Here is a 14,797-nt window from a genome sequence, read left to right as displayed (position 1 = left end):
TGCTGCTGCCCCCCTGAAAGACAAACGCAATGCAAACAAACACAACAAACCCTGTAACTGGCTTGACCATCGTGACCGGCGGCGCATCGGGCATTGGCCTAGCCGTGGTGCAACTGCTGGCGCAATTGGGTCGCCGCGTATTGGTGCTCGACCATTCGGCGGACAACATCGCTGCCACGCAAAAAGCCTTGACCGCTTATTCCGATCTGATTGCTTATGAGCAACTGGACATTACGCAAGAAGCCCTGATCGAGCCCTTGCTGGCGCGCTACCACACAGCCGCCGAGCCGATTGTGGGCCTGGTTAATTCGGCCGGTTTTGGCCGCGATATCGCGTTTTTGGATACAGATTCTGCGATTGTGCGCGCCATTTTTGAAGTCAATGTGCTGGGCGCATTCAACCTCAGTCGCGAAGTGGCGCGCCGTATGAAGGACAGCGGCGGCGGCTCCATCGTGCATGTGGCTTCGGTCTCTGGCCTGATTGGCAACAAAGGCCGCAGTGCCTATGGCCCGTCCAAAGCGGCTTTGGTGAACCTGACGCAAATCATGTCCAATGAATTGGCCGAGTTTGGCATTCGCGTCAACTGCATTTGCCCCGGCCCGATTGAGACGCCGCTGGCGATGAGCGTGCATTCCGAAGCCGTGCAAAACATCTGGAAAAACGCCGTGCCACAGCGCCGCTATGGCAAGCCCGAAGAAGTGGCGCAGGCTATTGAGTTCTTCCTGAACCCGCACACCGCGTCCTATATTACCGGCCAGATTTTGAGTGTTGATGGTGGCTTTATCAGCGCAGGCCTGGAATCGGCCCGCTCGGTTGCGTAAAGCAGCCGCTCACTGAAAGGTCTTGCAATGCCTGTTTGGAAACTCAATGGCGCAACGCCTGTGTGCGCTGCCGATGTGTTCGTTGCACCCGGCGCGCAGGTGGTGGGAAAGGTGACGCTGGGGCAGGGTGTGAGCGTGTGGTTCAACGCTGTGGTGCGGGCAGACAATGAGCCTATGCATATTGGCGCCAACACCAATATTCAAGATGCTGCTGTGCTGCATTCAGATCCAGGCTACCCACTTACTATCGGCCAGAATGTCACCGTTGGGCATCAGGCGACCTTGCATGGTTGTTCGGTTGGTGATGGCGCTTTGATTGGGATTGGTGCTGTGGTCTTGAATGGGGCTGAGATCGGGAGGAACTGTTTGGTTGCTGCAGGCGCCGTGGTCACGGAGGGGAAAGTCTTCCCAGACAACAGTTTGATTGTGGGCGCTCCTGCACAACTCAAGCGTGTCCTCACTGAAGAGGCCATCCATGGCTTGCATGCGAATGCTGCGCACTATGTGCGCAATGCTGTGCGCTATGCAGACCATCTGGAGGCAGCAGACGGTGGTCAAACAGCTGAGTAAGCAACGCCCTGAATACCAAAGCCATGGCCTTCATCGCTTGCGCAGTAAGTAAATGTCCATGATCCAGCCATGCTGCGTACGCGCTTGTTGGCGTGTTCGCACGATGGTGTCTTTGACTTCTTGCAAGGGGCCGTGCAGCAAGATTTGCTGGGGAAGGCCCAAATAGGCGCCCCAGTAAATCTCAATGCCTTCAGCGTCGATTTGGTTGAAACTGCATTGGCCATCGAGCATGACCACGATGGTATCAATACCATGGGGCCAACCGTTTTCTAATAGTTTGCGGCCGGTGGTCACCGTGAACGGTTCGCCAATGTTGTTCAAGGCAATGCGGTGTTCACTGCAGAGCACTTGTAGCGAACTGATGCCGGGCACTACGCGAATCTGTTCGGGGTGAAGTTGTAGGCGCGCTGCAATGCGCAAACTGCTGTCGTACAAGGCAGGGTCACCCCATACCAACAGGGCTACCTGGAGTGGCGTGTTGGCTGGCTTTGCACCGCTTTGCACTTGCAAGTGTGCGGCAATGGTGGCTTGCCAGCGCTGGGCAATGGCCGCGTGCCATTCATCGACCTGTTGCAGGTAGTCGTTGTCTTGTGCACGGCGCAGTGGAATGGCAAAGTGCGCCATGCGCGCAGCATCAATATCCAGATGCTGCAGCAATTGCAAGCGCACCTGTGCCAGCTCTTCTTTGCCTTCACCTTTATGCGGCAACAAAATCAAATCGGCTTGGCGCAATGTTCGCTCAGCTTCACGTGTGAGATGCTCAGGATGGCCTGTGCCAATGCCGATAAGGGCCAGCTCCAGTGGGGTGGACATGTTGCGTTGCTTCACACGCCAGTTCCCTCTGGCGGTGCTACAGGCGTATCTTCCTGTCCGAAAGGAAAACGTGGCGCTGACCCGCGTGGGCGGTAACGGCGATCGTAATCGTCTGCATACAAACGGCTATGGCCAAAGTCTTCTTGGCCCAAGGTGCGGCCTACCAAGATGAGCGCACTGCGCTGCAGCGGGCCTTGTGCTGCAGTTTGGGCCAGTTCACCAACGGTGGTGCGCACCAAGTGCTCATCAGGCCAACTGGCGCGCCACACGATGGCGGCAGGGCAATCTGCGCCGTAGTGGGGCAGTAGCGTTGCTTGAACCTGAGGAGCCACATGAACCGAGAGGTGAATGGCTAGTACGGCCCCCGTTGCGGCAAATGCAGCCAAGTCTTCACCTGCTGGCATTGACGTGGCACGGCCACTGGTGCGGGTGAGAACAACGGACTGGCATAAACCAGGCAGCGTCAACTCGGCCTCTAATGCGGCTGCTGTAGCACTGAACGCGGGAACACCAGGGGTGACTGTGTACGGAATGCTCAATGATTTCAGGGCGCGAAGCTGCTCACCCATCGCAGACCAAATGCTCAGGTCACCAGAATGCAGGCGCGCCACGTCCTTGCCCTCTGCATGAGCGCGCACCATGGTCGCGATGATTTCTTCCAGCGATAGCGGTGCAGTGTCAATGCGTTCAGCGCCAGCGGGGCAGTGGGCCAGTAATTCTGTAGGGACAAGAGAGCCCGCGTACAAACACACGGGGCTTTTGGCGAGCAGATCGCGTCCACGCACAGTGATCAGGTCGGCGGCGCCAGGGCCAGCGCCAATGAAGTGGATACTCACGATGAAATCCTTAAATCGGGTGATTGCACCATGGCCAGTGTGGCCAGGCGGTTGCTGGATATTTGGCGCAAAAGTAGCCATTGTCCACGGGGTGGAATACCCTGCAGGGAAGAAATTGCAGCCCAGGCCAAGGCTTCGCACACACTGCCACAGCCAAAACGTTGCAGGCTAGTCGCTGATTGTGTGGGGGTGAGGATGCCCTGCAATGTGGCATCGCTGATGGCCATGCACCTGGCAAATGGCAGGTGCTCGCGCAGGAACGTGAGCAGTGCTGGATGTTCGCGCTTGCGCTCAAGCACCGCAATCAACAGTGGGGTACGGGGCGTATTTCGGCACCATAAGGGTTGTGCTTGTTGCCACAATGCCGCCAAATCTGCTGTGCAGGCGCCTTCGCGCAACCCAAGGCCAATGGCAATGGTGCCGTGGTGCTGCGTTGTGGAAATGTTTGTATCAATACCTGTAGTCATGATGATTGCCACTGCCATTGCACGACAGGGCGCGACGGTTGCCAACTGCGCATGCTGCCCAATGCTTGTGCTTGCGCCACATGCAGTTGCATCAATTCGCCACCGTGTGCTTGGTGTAGCGCTATCAACAAGGCTTGGGTCTCCAGTGTGACGGCATTGACCACCAGACGCCATCGGTTGCACAGCGCAGGGTGTTGGCGCAAGGCATCAAATACCTGCGCATTGAAGCCGCCCCCAACAAACACGGCTTGTGCAGGCGGGAGGTTGTGTAATGCCTCGGGCGCCAGCCCGTGCTGCACATCCACCGCGACGGCGTAGCGTTGTGCGTTGCTGCGAATGTTCTCCACACGACTGGCGTGCTGCTCAATCGCGGTGGCACTGCCGTTGCAGGCCAGGCACCATTCGACGGAGATGGCGCCTGAACCGGCACCGATATCCCATAAGTGCTCTCCTGGCCGTGGAGCAAGGGCTGCCAACGTCATGGCGCGTACGGGACTTTTGCTGATTTGCCCATCGTGTGCAAAAGCCGTTTCAGGGCGGCCAGGTGTTTGACTCAAGCCTTGGTGGTGCGCTGCTCCTTGGGTAATGAATGCCGCGACAACCGGCGCTTGCACGGCGTGCCCGTGCAAAGTGTTTGCCATTGCCTTGGCGCTGCCATGCCATGTGTAGGCGTTTGGGCTGTGGGCTTGGCTGATGATCCACAAAGGGCTATCGCCCCAGCCTTGCTGGCCCAACCATAAGGCCAACGCACCAGCAGCAGCGCCATCACGCAACAGACAAATAAAGCGTTGACCATGGTGCAGGCTAGGGGTGAGTGTTTCAAATGGCCTTGCATGCAGGCCCATGCAATGGGTGTGCTCTAGCCGCCATCCCAATTGCGCCGCAACCAGTGAAAATGTGCTGGGGGCCGCGTAGTTTTTCCATTCACCGGGCTGCAGCTGTGCAGCCAAGCTGGCGCCAGCGCCAAACCAGAACGGATCTCCAGAAACGAGAACGGCAACGCTGGGGGCTCCAGTGTTGACGCATACTTGCCCGCGCAAAGCCATAACAGACACTGTGCTGAAAGGAACAGGCCAAGGCTGCCTACGGGGTGGCTCAATGCCCGCAAGCGCCAGATGGCGGGGAGCGCCAAATACCACCTGGGCGGCGTTGAGTGCCGCGCGTGCAGCAGGTGATAATCCTGCCAAGCCGTCTTCCTGAATGCCGATGATGCTGAGCCAAGCACGCGCCATGAACTGTTCTTTCTGATGATACGAATTCTGTTGTTAGGTGGCACTTCTGGTGCCAATCAGCTTGCTGTGCTGTTGCATGCAGCCCAGTGGGATGCTGTCTACTCTTATGCGGGCGTGACCCGGTCGCCCAGACTACAACCATTGCCCACGCGGGTGGGCGGCTTTGGTGGTGTAGAAGGGCTGGCGCAGTATATCCGCGACCAAGGCATTGGCTGCGTGCTGGATGCTACGCACCCCTTCGCCGAACGGATGAGCCGTCACGCAATTGCCGCCTGTGCGCAGACAGGGACACCGCTTGTTGCTTTGCAGCGAGCTGCATGGCAAGCGCAAGCAGGAGATCGCTGGCACAGCGTGCCAGATATGGCTGCAGCTGTGGCAGCCTTGCCCGCCGAGCCTCAGCGGATTTTTCTTGGAATTGGGCGCAAAGCCTTGGCCGAGTTTTCAGCCGCACCGCAACACCACTATGTGTTGCGAGTGATCGATTCGCCCGACGCTGCTTGGCCATTGCCTGACACCACCTGTGTGGTAGCGCGTGGCCCTTTTAGTCTGCAGGCTGAACGCAGTTTCTTGCAAGCGCATGGCATTACATGGGTGGTAAGCAAGAACGCAGGGGCAGAGGCGAGCTACGCCAAGCTTGAAGCTGCACGCGCATTGGGCTTGCCTGTGGTGATGGTGCAGCGCCCTCCATTGCCTGCTCGCCAAGAGTATGCCAGCGTAGAAGAGGTGATGGCGTGGCTTGCAACACATGCTGTTTGATGCACACTGAATGTATTCATCATGTCGCTTTAGGCATCCGCTATAGCAGCTGTGACTATTGCGCTGTGGCAGTTTAGTGGTTACTGCGGCAAACGTTCTACTTTGACTCCTATGTCAGCAGGTGGTGCGTAATGCAGACTACTGGTCACCAATGCATCAACGCCACTGGTTGCATACGCCTTGGCGTTTTCAAGGCGAATTCCGCCAGCGGCTAACAAGTGAATGTGCGGCGCTTGGGATTTGAGTTGAGGGCACCAAGCTTGCAGTTGTGTTGGGGTGACCTTGTCAAACTGCACCACATGTGCGCCTGTGGCAATAGCTGCTTGGGCTTGTTCGAGCGTTTCTGCTTCTATGACGATTTTTTTTTCTGTCAAGGCATGGCCAATGGCTTGCAGGCGTTCGTGCACTGCATTCCAGTCCCCTAGCAATGCACGGTGTTGGTTGAAGATGAGGATGGTTTCGCCTACACCAAGGCGATGTGGGAAAGCACCTCCTGAAAGGGTGGACTTAAGCGCAATAGCCTTCACACCCGGCGGATGTTTGCGAGTGGTGAGAACAGCCACTTTGGATGCAACGGAGTGAACCGCGTGAACCAGTGTTTGTGTGGCTGTTGCGATACCACACGCGTGTTCCAGCAGGTTTTGCGCGACTTTCCAGGCGCGCAGCAGTGATTCTGTTGGGCCGTTTACGCATAGGATGGCCGTGTTGGCATGCACTTGTTGGCCTGATGGAATGATCGAGAGTACCTGTGCGCCACAACGAGTGGCAATGCGCGCGGCTTCTTCGCTGCATGCGACAGTTGCTGCATGCCGAATTACCCATTGCATCTGCGCGGGCTGGTTGCCAATGGCCAGAATATGGGTGGTGAGATCGAGCAGCGGTGCATCTTCGGCAATCCAGCGGTCAATCGTTGCGTCATCAAAAAAAACAGAATTCATTTTTTTTCAATTTGTCTGAGCAAAATAAAGGCCAAACCTGCTAATGCTGCAAGCAGCAGGGACATGGCGTTGGCACAGGCCGTTTCTGAGCCAAGAACATGGTTGTATACAGCCAGCGATAAAGTCTCGGTGCGACCGCTGATGTTGCCTCCCAGCATCAATGAAATACCGACTTCGCCCATTGCGCGACCTGTAGAGAGAATGAGGCCTGCAGCGATACCAAGGCGTGCTTGGGGTAAATCTACAAGGGCGATGATTTGCCATGGGCGAGCCCCCAAGGTCATGGCCGCTTCACGTTGCGCTGCATCAATGCTTGCGAACGCCGCTTGTGCCGGTTTGACCATCAAGGGCAGTCCTGCAACTACAGCGGCAATGACCAGCCCCGTTTCGCTGAACACCAAATGGGGGCGCCACGACAGTGGAAGCCAACCGAATGCCCATCCTTCGCGACCCAAAAGCAACAACAAGGCATAACCGATCACGATGGGTGGAAAGACCAAAGGCAATGTGACCAAGGCATCTAAGACGGCTTTGCCTGCAAAGTTTTTTCGAGCCATTAGCCATGCCAGAGATAGTCCCAAGCTGAGTTGCGCCAGAGCACTCAACCCCATGACCCGCAGGGTGAGAGGAAACGACGACCAAGCACAGGTTTCAGCAAGCAAGGCGAGCCTTTAGAGGGGTCAGTGTGTATGTTGCCAGCAAGGTCTGCTTACAAACCGTTGGCATCGAGAATGCGGCGCGCAGTATCGCTTTGCAGAAAACCTTGAAATTGTGAGGCGGTAGTGTTGAGGGAGCGGTTTTTGACGGTGCCCAAAGAAATTTCAATGGGGCTGTAGCAAGAAGTTGGTACTTCAATTACTGATCCAGTCCGATCGGCAATGGCAATGGCTTCTGTTTTGTTGATGAACCCAGCATCGACTTCCCCGGTTACCAGGTAGCTTCCTACTTGGGGGACGCCTTCGACTTCCACGAGCTTGGGCTCCAGTGTGGTCGTCAGCCCAAGGGCTTTTAGGCATGCGCTGGCAGCGCGTCCAAACACGGTGCGGGTGCTGTGGGGAATGGCAATCCGGTTAAAAGTCGGCGTGCTCAGATCTTCTACTTGACTCAAGGCTTTGCCTTTGCTGGTCACCAAGGTGAGGCGACCTGTACCAAGTGGATAGAAGTGAGCGATCAATTGCGTAGGCTCCAGTAAGCTTTTGTCGCCAATCACAAAAGTCACGTCAGGGTTTTGCGCTGCTTGGGTTTCAATCTGTTTGATATGCCCAAAAGCAGCATCGACTGAAAGTCCTGTGTCTTTTTTGAAGGCGTCTACCAGTTCAAGAACAGGCTTGCGATAGCCCCCCATAGACACAATCGTCAGGCTGTCAGATGCCTGGGCTGGCGATATAAGCAAGATGCTGCAAAGGCCATGCAAAGTCAGTGCAGCGGTGCTGAGTAAACGAGGTATGTTGCCGAAGCTATGGCTATTTTTTACAGGTATTTGTGTTTGTTTCTTGGTAGAGAATTTGTACATGTGGGCGTTTTCCTGAAGGAATGGGTGACTTGCCGGGGCATCAGATGTGGATTGATGCGAGGTGTTGGCGTTGAGCTACGAAGGTATTCATTATATTTGTTTGGATATAGCGAATGCCGTGAAGAAGCAGGGCGGTCACTGCTTTGCAGAAGCAACAGGTGGCAGTGTTATGGTGTTGAGTGTGGCAGCTCAGGATAGCTGCGTGGGGTGTAGATGTGTGGGCCAATGCGCCGGGTCTGGCTGCTGCCGACAATGACAAGCGTGCGCATATCGGCCATCTCTGGCGTAGCTTCAGCCAGCGTGCAAACGACTAAGCGCTCATCAATGCGGCTGGTGTTGCGTGCAAATGCGATCAAGCGTTGTGGTTCGCAGCATTCACGTAGAACGTCCAGTGTGCGCATAAAACCTGTCGGACGCGACTGCGAGCGCGGGTTGTAAAACGCCATCGCGAAATCGGCCTGCGCGGCCAAGCGCAGCCGTTGCTCAATGATGGGCCAGGGCTTAAGGTTATCGGACAGATTGATAGCGCAAAAGTCATGGCCTAATGGCGCGCCAAGGCGCGCAGCCGCAGCAAGCATGGCGGTAATGCCAGGTTGGACTTCAATGGATACTTGCAGCCAAGTGTTTTTGTCTGCCTCTGCCGCAGTATCCAGTGCTTCAAACACAGCGGCAGCCATGGCAAAAACGCCGGGATCACCCGAGGACAGCATTAATACACGGGCACCGCTAGCGGCGAGCTGTAAGGCGTGGCGTGCGCGGGCTATTTCCTCTCGGTTGTCGCTGGCATGCAGGCGAATGTGGGTGCTAAGGTGCCCTTCTGCTTGCAGGCGTTCAACGTAGGGGAAATAGCCCAAGGCGTCGGTGGCATCTGCAATAGAGGCATGCACCTGAGGTGTGATGAGAGTCCCGTCACCAGGGCCGAGCCCAACGATGCGGAGCCAGCCGGCGTGGGATGAAGGCGTGCTGCTCATAGGAACGCGTTCAATCCAAAGAACCGGGACGGCGACCATGGCCGTGTACCAGGATGATGGAAAAGTAAGGGCAGTGTGCGGGGGCCTCGGTCAGTGGCATGACTTGCTCACCGGCCATGGTGCCATTGATCACCAACCACGCCTGCTCTAATTTACCTGCTGCTTGCAATGCAGCTTTGACGTGTGGCAGGCGTCTGCCAACTTTCATGATGACCAGTGCATCTGCTTGCTGTACGTGATGCTGCAAGGCTTGTGCTGGCAATGTGGCTGGGATGACGCTGAGGATGTCATCGCCCCATGTCATGGGTTGGCCCGTCGCATGCCAACAGCCCACCATGCCAGGAATGCCCGGCAGCACTTCAACGGTCACCAGGGCTGCTTCGCGCAGGCGAATATACAGGTGCATGAAAGACCCGTATAGAAACGGATCGCCTTCACACAGCACAATAACGTCACCCTGTTGGGCGAGTGCAGACAAGCGTTGCTGCCATTCTTCGTAGAAGTTGTGCAGCATCACGCCATAGTCGGGGTGGGTGTGTGGAATCTCGGTGGTGACCGGGTATTCCATCGGGTATTCCGTTGCGTTGGTGTTGAGAATGCCTTCCACCAACTCGCGCGCTTTGCCTTTGTGCCCCCGTTTGCGAAAATAGGCCACTTGCAGCGCAGAGCGCAAGAGCCGATCGGCCTTGACGCTGATGAGTTCTGGGTCGCCAGGCCCAAGGCCTACGCAAATGATGCTACCTGTCATGTTGGCTTTCTGTAGTCGCAGTCTCTTTGTGTTGTTATTCGATATCGCAGGCCAAGGCATTGATGGCTGCCACGGTCATGGCTGAGCCACCTAAACGTCCTTCTACAACCATGCAAGGTACGGGAGCAGTCTCCCAAAGGGCTTGCTTGGACTCGGCAGCGCCAACAAAACCGACCGGGCAACCAATGATGGCCGCAGGTCGGGGAAAGCTGGGGTCTTGCAGCAAATTGAGCAAGTGAAACAAAGCCGTGGGGGCATTGCCAATGGCCACAATGGCCCCAGGCAGATGTTCTTCCCACAGCGCAATCGCTGCTGCGCTGCGGGTGTTGTGTATTTGCGCGGCCAATGCCGGTACGCGCTCGTCTTGCAGGGTGCAAATGATGGCGTTGTTGGCGGGCAGGCGTTTGCGGGTAATGCCTTCACTGACCATGCGGACGTCGCACAAGATAGGCGCTCCTGCGTGCAAAGCGGCCCGCGCAGTGGTTGCAAAATCGGGTGAGAAATGCACCGAATCTGCCAGCGGAACAAAACCGGCAGCATGGATCATGCGGCACACCACACGCTCTTCGATGGGATTGAAGCGCGAGAGGTTTGCTTCGCTTCGGATGGTGGCAAAAGACTGGCGGTAAATGGCTGCACCGTCGGTTTCGTAAAGATGGCTCATGGCGGAGAGTCAAACAATAAATCAGGCTGCTCGCAAAGGGCTTGTGCATGCACAGTGGGCCAATGAATGGGAGCGGTGGCAGGTCTTTGGATGGAGAACCACGCGGATGCTTGGGCGTTACTTTCAGTTGATGGCGGAGTAACGGCCGTCAATGTGAGGGTACGCTGCGCGTTGGTTGGCTGTGCACAGGCTTTAGCGCAGCCGCTGACATGCAGCTGCCAACCGGGCGGCACATTATCTGCGAGTTTCAGTGCCAGTGGCTGGGTAGGGGCCAGGGCTTGGGGGCAGTGAGGCTGGCCAGAGCATGCGAACACACGCAGGCGGGGGTCTTGTGCTTGGGTGATCCAATCATCGGATTGATGCAGCCCACTGCAGCGCCACTGTGCCAAATGAAAGGGCTGCAGTGAGGTAATGAGCAACATGCGCCAGGGTGTTGTGTGCAGCATGGTGTCTGGACGGTGTTGCTGCAGCCACTGTGCTAACTGTGCCAAAGCTCGCGCGCTGACCCTGCCTAGTGGGGCTGCAACCAATTGGCCCCAATTGGCAATGAAGCCGGGGCGCGCACGCATTTCTTGTTCGGTGGTGTGGGGCGGCATTGCTGTGCCCGCAAAACAAGGGCTTTGCCATTGCCCTTGCCAAAGAGGGGCGTGCAATAGCTGCGTGGCGGCATGGCGCATGCGGCGTGCACGCTGAATGCTTGTTTGGGGCGTGTGTGTAGCCGCGTGCGATGGGGTGATGTTGATAAACCACGCGGCCAATGCCAAAGCCTGCTGCACGATGGTGTCTGGCGATGTGGCGGTTAAGCATGCGGGGGCCGTGCCTAGGCGTAATCCATCAGGGTGGAGCCAATAGCGCTGGCCGTCATGCCATAGGCGAATGTCGGCAGGGGTATAGTGCAAGCTGCACTCGGGATCGTCGACAGCAAAGCCGAATTTAGAAGGCAGCGCACCCAATGTCGGGGTGGTCGCAATGGCAGCTTCTAACCGTTGTGCCAGTTGGTGGGTTACATCATTTTGTTTGTACCACGGTGTGCAAAGCACGGCAGGTAGTGCATCTGTTTGTGCATTTGCACTGGCCAGATTGGCCTTAACCAGCGTGTGCAACAGCGCAGGAAGATGTTTTTCTTGCACTCCACGCAGTTGCCAGTTGCCCCGTCGGGACAGTTCTAGCATGGGATCACCGAATGCCAATGCGCATTGGGCAAGTTGTTGGGCCTGCACCAGAGTAAGCCGAGCCATAGGCGGACGAACACGCACGATCCAACCGTCGGCAGCATGCATGGGCTGCCAACTGCTGGGGCACCAGCCTTGGATGGAGGGGAGGGAGGTCATGGCATTCATCATGGCACAAGCACAAGGTAGAAGACCAATAACGCAGTGCTGGTAGTCAGCCTAGGGGGATGGACAGCTTGAATGGGAGGGCTCAGGCTGTTCAGTGCAGACCCAGTGGGCACATGGGCCTGCAGTGCATGTGCTTAGTTTGCAAGCGTAACGCGGGCGAACTTGCGTTTGCCAACCTGAACGACGTAGGTACCTGACTCCAGTTTGAGTCCTCGGTCGCTGATGGCTGCGCCATCCACGCGGACACCTCCGCCATCAATGAGCCGATTGCCTTCACCAGTGGATGCTGTCAAACCGGCAGACTTGAGCAGTTGGCCAATGCCCAAAGGCGCGCCGCTGAGCGTGACTTCAGGAATGTCATCAGGGATGCCCCCTTTGCTGCGGTTAATGAAGTCTTGCTCAGCAGCTTCGGCTGCGGCTGCGGAGTGAAAGCGCGTAGTGATTTCTTTGGCCAGCAAGACTTTGGCATCCTTCGGATTGCGGCCTTGCTGCACTTGTGCTTTGAGCTCTGCAATCTCATCCAGTGAGCGAAACGACAGCAAGGTGTACCAATCCCACATCAAGTCATCAGAGATTGACAGCGTTTTCGCAAACATGGCATTGGCCTCTTCGGTGATTCCAATGTAGTTGTTCTTGGATTTGGACATTTTGTCCACGCCGTCAAGCCCAACCAGTAGCGGCATGGTCAAAACGCATTGCGGTTCTTGGCCGTATTCTTGCTGGAGATGGCGTCCCATCAACAAATTGAATTTCTGGTCGGTGCCGCCGAGTTCGAGGTCAGACTTCAGAGCGACTGAGTCGTAGCCCTGCATCAATGGATAAAGGAATTCGTGAATGCTGATGGACTGTCCACTGTGAAACCGTTTGTGAAAGTCGTCACGTTCCATCATGCGGGCAACCGTGTATTTGGCCGCCAGTTGAATCATGCCGGTAGAGCCGAGCCCATTGCACCATTCGCTGTTGTAGCGAATTTCGGTTTTTTCGGGGTCCAGAACCAAACTGGCTTGCTGGTAATAGGTTTGGGCGTTGTGTTTGATTTGCTCTTCTGTCAGCGGCGGACGTGTGGAATTACGGCCAGAGGGATCACCAATCAAACTGGTGAAGTCACCAATCAGGAAAATCACCTGATGCCCCAGGTTTTGCAACTGGCGCATTTTATTGAGCACGACAGTGTGGCCCAAATGGATATCGGGGGCCGTGGGGTCCAGCCCCAGCTTGATCCGCAGGGGAATGCCTGTCGATTGCGCGCGCTGCAGTTTTTTGAGCCAGTCTTCGCGGGGCAACAGCTCGTCCACACCGCGCAGGCTGATGGCCATGGCCTCTTCAAGTGCTGGGTTGATGGTGGAGGCTTGATTTTGAGTTTCTGGCATAAAGTATTCCAAAATGCTGAAGTATTTGGCGAACAGCCAAATATGACTATACTGCCAATGTTTTAGCGGGCTTATTGTATGGAAGCTAAGGCTTCTGATGAGCTTTGCTCTCGTTTTTTTTGAATTCTTTCCAGCCTGTCATGGCGGGGATGTTGGTTTTGCGGTAGTGCCCAAGCCAGCTCTTCGCCTAATGCCAATGGAGCTGCAGTACCGTTAGTTCGAGCAGGTCATGCACTTTGTGGGAGGTGTATTGACCGCCGATAGTCCGGGTCCGGTGGCTGCTTGACGTTGTCTTGCTCTGAGGTGTGTTTGACAGGATCTTTGTGTCAGGAACTATCCCTTGAATTCCGAACAGTCTCAAGCCCAAAGCCGTGCTGATTTGATCGCTTCCATCCAAGCGGAGCAGGTTGCGCGACCTGCGATTTTTTCCACTACACAAAAATTGATGGCTGCATTATGTGGCCTCTTTTTGTTGGGTGGCGGTGGCGCTTTTGCGGTGGCAAACTTACAGGCTGATGAAGGCGAAGTGGTCTACCAGCGCTTGGTGAGCAACGATGTGCCATCTTTGATGGCTGGCAAGAATCTTTCCTCGTTGGTTGGTCAGCACGATTTTTTGCTTTATCGCAGTGACCGCCTAAGATCAAATGACACCGCAGAGAGCTTGCTCGAGCGCTTAGGTGTGAACGATCCTGCTGCCGCTGCATTCTTGCGTCGCAATAATTTGGTACACCAAAACGTGTGGGGACGGCACGGTCGTTTCGTGACTGCGGAGGTGAATAACAATTTTGAGTTGCAACGTTTGACCGTGCGGTGGGTGACGGATGACAGTGGCAACTTTCAGCGCTTGACGATTCAGCAAAGCGATAAGATTGATGGGTTTGAGGCCCAATTGGATCAAGGTGAATTGACCAAAACGTCACGTTTGGCCAGTGGAGTGATTCAAAGCTCTTTGTTCGCTGCTGCAGATGCTGCGAACTTGCCTGATCCGGTTGCCATTCAGTTAGCCGAGATGTTCTCCACCAACGTGAACTTCCATAAAGATTTACGTAAAGGTGATACCTTCACTGTGGTGTATGAAGCGCTTGAGGCCGATGGAGAGCCATTGCGCAGCGGTCGAGTGCTCAGTGCTGAGGTGGTGAACAAGGGTAAGGCATACCAAGCACTGTGGTTCCAGGAAAGCGATAACGCCAAAGGTGCTTACTACGCGCTTGATGGCTCTAACTTGCGGCGGGCGTTTTTGGCTTCTCCGTTGGAGTTCTCTCGTGTATCCAGCACGTTTGGCAGCCGTTTCCACCCCATTAAGAAAACATGGCGCAATCACAATGGGATTGACTACGCCGCCACCACGGGGACGCCGATTCGCTCCATTGGTGATGGGGTTGTCCAGCAATCAGGGTGGAGCAATAGTTACGGCAATGTTGTTTACGTCGACCACGGGCAAGGGCGAGTGACCGTGTATGCCCATATGAGCCGCCGTGATGTCGCTACGGGTGAAAAAATCTCTCAAGGTCAACTCATTGGTGCGGTGGGCTCTACAGGGATGTCTACGGGCCCTCACTTGCATTTCGAGTTCCGCGTGAACGGCGAATTTAAGGATCCGCAAATCATTGCGCGTGAAAGTGCGGCAGCTGCTCCAATTGCTAAAGAGATCAAACAACGATTTGACGCTTTGGCTGAAGCGACGCGTTTGAAGTTTGAAGTGGCCCCATTGATGATGCAAGCCAGCGCGGAGTAAGCGCGCCAATGTGACATTGGCAT

At 55.9% G+C, this 14,797-nt stretch carries 16 protein-coding genes; 4 read left to right on the top strand and 12 right to left on the bottom strand.

Going from position 1 to position 14,797, the window contains the following annotated elements:
- Nucleotides 1–29: 29 nt before the first annotated feature.
- Complete coding sequence (locus E9531_RS08510; RefSeq protein ID WP_136573334.1) at nt 30–821, top strand: SDR family NAD(P)-dependent oxidoreductase; 792 nt, start codon at nt 30–32, stop codon at nt 819–821.
- Nucleotides 822–848: 27 nt separating this feature from the next.
- A complete protein-coding gene (locus tag E9531_RS08505; RefSeq protein WP_136573333.1) occupies nt 849–1,391 on the top strand; it encodes a gamma carbonic anhydrase family protein in 543 nt (180 codons plus the stop codon).
- A gap of 30 nt (nt 1,392–1,421) precedes the next feature.
- Here E9531_RS08505 and cobF read toward each other — a convergent pair whose 3' ends face one another.
- From cobF to cbiT, 4 genes are read right to left on the bottom strand one after another with little or no spacing between them, the layout of a single operon-like run.
- Complete coding sequence (gene cobF / locus E9531_RS08500; protein WP_136573332.1) at nt 1,422–2,204, bottom strand: precorrin-6A synthase (deacetylating); 783 nt, start codon at nt 2,202–2,204, stop codon at nt 1,422–1,424.
- Nucleotides 2,205–2,215: 11 nt separating this feature from the next.
- Complete coding sequence (gene cobM, locus E9531_RS08495) at nt 2,216–3,040, bottom strand: precorrin-4 C(11)-methyltransferase (RefSeq protein ID WP_136573331.1); 825 nt, start codon at nt 3,038–3,040, stop codon at nt 2,216–2,218.
- Entirely contained in the window at nt 3,037–3,507 is a 471-nt protein-coding gene (locus E9531_RS08490; protein WP_158291744.1) for a cobalamin biosynthesis protein, read from the bottom strand. The genes cobM and E9531_RS08490 overlap by 4 nt, the downstream gene beginning before the upstream one ends.
- Complete coding sequence (gene cbiT, locus E9531_RS08485) at nt 3,504–4,739, bottom strand: precorrin-6Y C5,15-methyltransferase (decarboxylating) subunit CbiT (RefSeq protein ID WP_136573329.1); 1,236 nt, start codon at nt 4,737–4,739, stop codon at nt 3,504–3,506. The genes E9531_RS08490 and cbiT overlap by 4 nt, the downstream gene beginning before the upstream one ends.
- A gap of 15 nt (nt 4,740–4,754) precedes the next feature.
- Here cbiT and E9531_RS08480 point away from each other — a divergent pair, with 15 nt between their 5' ends.
- Nucleotides 4,755–5,495, top strand: a complete 741-nt coding sequence (locus E9531_RS08480) for a cobalt-precorrin-6A reductase (protein ID WP_136573328.1) — start codon at nt 4,755–4,757, stop codon at nt 5,493–5,495.
- A gap of 80 nt (nt 5,496–5,575) precedes the next feature.
- Here E9531_RS08480 and modD read toward each other — a convergent pair whose 3' ends face one another.
- From modD to tyrS, 8 genes are all read right to left on the bottom strand, one after another.
- The gene (gene modD, locus E9531_RS08475) at nt 5,576–6,433 is read right to left on the bottom strand and encodes a ModD protein (RefSeq protein WP_136573327.1); all 858 of its coding nucleotides are present in this window, start codon (nt 6,431–6,433) and stop codon (nt 5,576–5,578) included.
- Complete coding sequence (locus E9531_RS08470; RefSeq protein WP_136573376.1) at nt 6,430–7,044, bottom strand: molybdate ABC transporter permease subunit; 615 nt, start codon at nt 7,042–7,044, stop codon at nt 6,430–6,432. The genes modD and E9531_RS08470 overlap by 4 nt, the downstream gene beginning before the upstream one ends.
- Before the next feature lie 98 nt (nt 7,045–7,142).
- Nucleotides 7,143–7,946 (bottom strand): molybdate ABC transporter substrate-binding protein, encoded by an 804-nt coding sequence (gene modA, locus E9531_RS08465; RefSeq protein ID WP_136573326.1) that lies wholly within the window; start codon nt 7,944–7,946, stop codon nt 7,143–7,145.
- Between the two features lie 167 nt (nt 7,947–8,113).
- A complete protein-coding gene (gene cobJ / locus E9531_RS08460; RefSeq protein ID WP_136573325.1) occupies nt 8,114–8,917 on the bottom strand; it encodes a precorrin-3B C(17)-methyltransferase in 804 nt (267 codons plus the stop codon).
- A gap of 10 nt (nt 8,918–8,927) precedes the next feature.
- Nucleotides 8,928–9,665, bottom strand: coding sequence for a precorrin-2 C(20)-methyltransferase (cobI, locus tag E9531_RS08455; RefSeq protein WP_136573324.1), 738 nt, complete (start codon nt 9,663–9,665; stop codon nt 8,928–8,930).
- Nucleotides 9,666–9,699: 34 nt separating this feature from the next.
- Complete coding sequence (locus tag E9531_RS08450; protein WP_136573323.1) at nt 9,700–10,329, bottom strand: precorrin-8X methylmutase; 630 nt, start codon at nt 10,327–10,329, stop codon at nt 9,700–9,702.
- Complete coding sequence (locus E9531_RS08445; RefSeq protein ID WP_158291743.1) at nt 10,326–11,660, bottom strand: hypothetical protein; 1,335 nt, start codon at nt 11,658–11,660, stop codon at nt 10,326–10,328. Before E9531_RS08445 ends, E9531_RS08450 begins: the two co-directional genes overlap by 4 nt.
- Nucleotides 11,661–11,803: 143 nt before the next feature.
- Nucleotides 11,804–13,039, bottom strand: a complete 1,236-nt coding sequence (gene tyrS / locus E9531_RS08440; RefSeq protein ID WP_136573321.1) for a tyrosine--tRNA ligase — start codon at nt 13,037–13,039, stop codon at nt 11,804–11,806.
- A 340-nt stretch (nt 13,040–13,379) separates the two neighbouring features.
- On the opposite strand from tyrS, the gene E9531_RS08435 reads away from it, so the two are divergent.
- Entirely contained in the window at nt 13,380–14,774 is a 1,395-nt protein-coding gene (locus tag E9531_RS08435) for a M23 family metallopeptidase (protein ID WP_244610043.1), read from the top strand.
- Nucleotides 14,775–14,797: the final 23 nt, after the last annotated feature.

The organism is Lampropedia puyangensis, assembly GCF_004833285.1.
Taxonomy (GTDB): Bacteria; Pseudomonadota; Gammaproteobacteria; order Burkholderiales; family Burkholderiaceae_C; genus Lampropedia; species Lampropedia puyangensis.
Note: the sequence above shows the minus strand (reverse complement) of the source record. Positions and strands in the feature narration are given on the sequence as shown.